Annotated in this window: 2 protein-coding genes; both read left to right on the top strand. The window is 70.8% G+C overall.

From position 1 onward, the window contains the following. The coding region (locus BRAO375_RS18275; RefSeq protein ID WP_035640980.1) for a TetR/AcrR family transcriptional regulator at positions 1–659 on the top strand (659 nt) is incomplete at its 5' end. A gap of 45 nt (positions 660–704) precedes the next feature. Next, the coding region (locus BRAO375_RS18270) for a DUF6321 domain-containing protein (protein WP_035640976.1) at positions 705–1,378 on the top strand (674 nt) is incomplete at its 3' end.

Genomic DNA, 1,378 nt, shown 5'->3' with positions numbered 1-1,378 from the left:
CGCTCCGAAGCCGTCCGCGTCCCGCGGCCGCGGAGGTCGCGACGCCTTATCATCACGGGGCGCTGCGCGAGGCGCTGCTGCAGGCCGCCGAGCGCGTGCTGGAGCGGGACGGGCTCGCTGGCCTCACCTTGCGTGCCGTCGCCCGCGAGGCGGGCGTGTCGCACGCGGCGCCGACGCATCATTTCAAGGATCTCACCGGGCTCGTCAGCGAGCTCGCCGCGATCGGCTTCACGCGCTTCAATGCGGCGATGAAGGCGGCGGGCGAGCAGCCGGGCACGCCGGTCGAGCGCGCGATGGCGCGGGCGCATGCCTACGTCGCCTATGCGCAGGCCAATCCCGGCATGTACGGGCTGATGTTCCGCACCGAGCGGCTCGATTATTCACGCCCCTCGCTGCACGAGGCCGCCGAGGCTTCGTTCGCCGGCCTGGCCGGTTCGGTCGCTGCGCGCAGCGAGGGCCAGGTGGGCAACGAGGAGCTGCCGCTGGATCAGGCTGCGGCGATCGCCCGCGCCTGGTCGCTGGTGCACGGCTACACGATGCTGCTGCTCGACGGCCGTCTTGCCGACATTCTGCGTCGCTCGCCCGCGGGCACGACGGCCGATTCGCTGCTCGATGCGATGTTGCGGGCGACCGTGCCGAAGCTGCCGCCGGGCGCGTAGATCGTCGCACCGGAAACCGGGGCGGGGATCATGCGTTGATCATGCATGGCACGATCACCCCGCGCTCCCTGGAGCAAGGCCAATCCGCGCAAGCGCGCCGGCAAGGCCTCCACCCATCTGACCCCGGCCGAGAAGGCCACCGCCAAGGCCCGCGCGCGCCGCGCTGGCCGGCCCTATCCCAATCTGGTCGACAACATGCGCGTCGCCGCCAAGAAGGCGGGCAAGACCAAGACGAGCGGCCGCAAGCGGTCGGCTGCAACGGCCAAAACCAAAACAAGCAAGACGAAAACGGCCAAGACGAAAACGGCCAAGACCAGAACGGCCAAGACGAGATCAGCCAAGACCGGATCGAGGGCCGTGTCGTCTGCAAAGAAGCGTCCCGCCAAGCGCGCCGGCGCCGGCTCCAAGTCGAAAGCGCGCAAGCCCACGCGTCGGGCAAAGGAGAAGGATCCGCGCGGCGGCTTGACTGCAGCGGGACGCCGGGCCTTCGCCGAACGCGACGGCGCGCAGCTGAGGCCGGGTGTCACCAAGCCGATGTCGGAGATGACGCCACAAGACATGCGCCGCAAGGGCAGCTGGGCGGTCCGCTTCTACGGCCGCGATCCCCTGCCGCCGCTGCTCGACGCCAAGGGCCGGCCGACGCGGCTGGCGCTGTCGGCGCATGCCTGGGGCGAGCCGGTGCCACGGACGGTCGCCGCCGCGCGAAAGATTGCCGCGAA

It is taken from the genome of Bradyrhizobium sp. ORS 375 (genome assembly GCF_000239775.1).
Classification (GTDB): domain Bacteria; phylum Pseudomonadota; class Alphaproteobacteria; order Rhizobiales; family Xanthobacteraceae; genus Bradyrhizobium.
Note: the sequence above shows the minus strand (reverse complement) of the source record. Positions and strands in the feature narration are given on the sequence as shown.